The sequence below is a fragment of the Lapillicoccus sp. genome, from assembly GCF_036559105.1.
In the GTDB taxonomy this organism is placed as follows: domain Bacteria; phylum Actinomycetota; class Actinomycetes; order Actinomycetales; family Dermatophilaceae; genus Lapillicoccus.
On sequence record NZ_DATBTV010000025.1, the window covers coordinates 1 to 1,850 of the forward strand.

The 1,850-nt window shown below is 70.4% G+C and carries 2 protein-coding genes; one reads left to right on the forward strand and one right to left on the reverse strand.

Going from position 1 to position 1,850, the window contains the following annotated elements:
- A partial coding sequence (locus tag VIG79_RS03570; protein WP_331882248.1) for an insulinase family protein occupies positions 1 to 784 on the forward strand: 784 nt, incomplete at its 5' end.
- Between the two features lie 2 nt (positions 785 to 786).
- Here VIG79_RS03570 and hisN read toward each other — a convergent pair.
- Positions 787 to 1,587, reverse strand: coding sequence for a histidinol-phosphatase (hisN, locus tag VIG79_RS03575; protein WP_331882251.1), 801 nt, complete (start codon positions 1,585 to 1,587; stop codon positions 787 to 789).
- Positions 1,588 to 1,850 lie beyond the last annotated feature (263 nt).

Here is a 1,850-nt window from a genome sequence, read left to right on the forward strand (position 1 = left end):
CGTCGACTTCCACGCCCGTCACGTCGGTCCGCTCGGGGCCACTGTCGTGGTGGCCGGGGACGTCTCAGGCCTCGATATCCCGGCGCTGGTGGAGTCCACGCTGGGGGCCTGGCGCGCTCCGGACCAGGTCGTCGCGCCGGCGCCGAACGCCGCGCGTCGAGCTCCGGACGCGGCCCGGGTCGTGCTGGTCGACCGGCCCGGCTCGGTGCAGAGCGAGCTGGTCGTGGGGTGGACCGGACCGGACCGCCGCGCCGAAGGCGGGTGGGCGGCATACCCCGTGTTGTCGTTCGTCGTCGGCGGCTCTCCCAACGCTCGCGTCGACGCGGTGCTGCGCGAGGAGAAGGGCTACACCTACGGCATCCGGTCGGGGTTCCGGCCGCGCCGGGTCGGCGGGCTGTTCCTGACTTCGGGCTCGGTGCGCGCGGACTCGACGATCGAGTCGGTGCGCCTGCTGCTGGACATCCTCGATGGGGCACGCGACGGCTTCGGCGACAGCGAGGTCAGGGCGGGCATCGACTTCATGAGCAAGACGGCACCCGGCCGGTTCGCGGTCGCCGATGCCGTCGCCGACGAAGCGGCCAACCTCGCGCTCGAGGGTCTCACCACCCAGTTCACGACCCAGACGCTGGACGCTATGCAGCGGCTGGACGCGGACGCCTTGAGTCGGGCCTACAACCGGTACGTCACGGGGGAGTGGACCGTGGTCGTGGTCGGAGATGCCAGTGCGTATGCCGACGGCTTGCGCGACCTGGGCATCGGCGACGTGACCGTCGTCCCGGCCTGACCTCAGCGAGCCGCTCGGGTGTCGGTGCCGATCCGGGTCAGCACCTCGTCGTGTAGCAGGCCGTTGGTCGCCACGGCGTTGCCACCCCAGGGGCCGGGCTTGCCGCCCAGCGAGGTGAAGCTGCCGCCGGCCTCGGTGACGATCGTGACCAGGGCGGCCATGTCGTAGACGGCCAGCTCGGGCTCGGCCGCGATGTCGACAGCCCCCTCGGCGACGAGCATGTACGACCAGAAGTCGCCGAACGCGCGGGTCCGCCAGCAGTCCTCGGTGAGCGCGACGAACTCGTCGTAGCGGTCGATGGAGCGCCAGTCCTTGAGGCTGGAGTACGACAGGGACGCGTCCTCGATGCGACTGACCTTGGACACGTGGATGCGCTTGGCGGCGGCGAGGCTGCGCCCCGACCACGCACCGGACCCCGTGGCGGCCCACCACCGCCGGCCCAGGGCCGGCGCGGCGACCAGGCCCAGTACCGGAGTCTCGTTGTCCACCAGCGAGATCAACGTGGCCCAGGCAGGCACGCCCCGGACGAAGTTGTGCGTGCCGTCGATGGGGTCGATGACCCAGCGGCGCGGGCCGTGCCCGGTCGTCTCGAACTCCTCGCCCTCCACGGCGTCCCGCGGGCGGGTCCGCTTGAGCTGTGCGCGCACGAGCTCCTCGGCCGACTTGTCCGCGTCGCTGACCAGCGTCAGGTCCGGCTTGGACTCGACGACGAGGTCCTCCGCGCGGAATCGCGCCATCGTGATCCGCTCGACAGCGTCCGCCAGGACATGGGCAAGACGCAGGTCGTCGTCATAACTGGGCACCTGGCCACGCTAGCCCGTCCCCGGTGCTGGGCGTTCTCGCCGCGCCACAGGGGGGCGGTCGGCTGGCGCCCAGGACAGTATCCGCCGAGGTCGGCCGACATCGTCAGAAACACGGGCAAATGGCCGCAAAAGGTACGTCGACCGAAGATCTGCCCTCAACTTGGTGGCGAGACGATCACGTTTTTGTCTCGGGTTGCCTTAGATCGTCGCGTTTACGCGGCAAGTGTTCTTTCATGGGTGCCACCACATGACGCCCTGGGCGT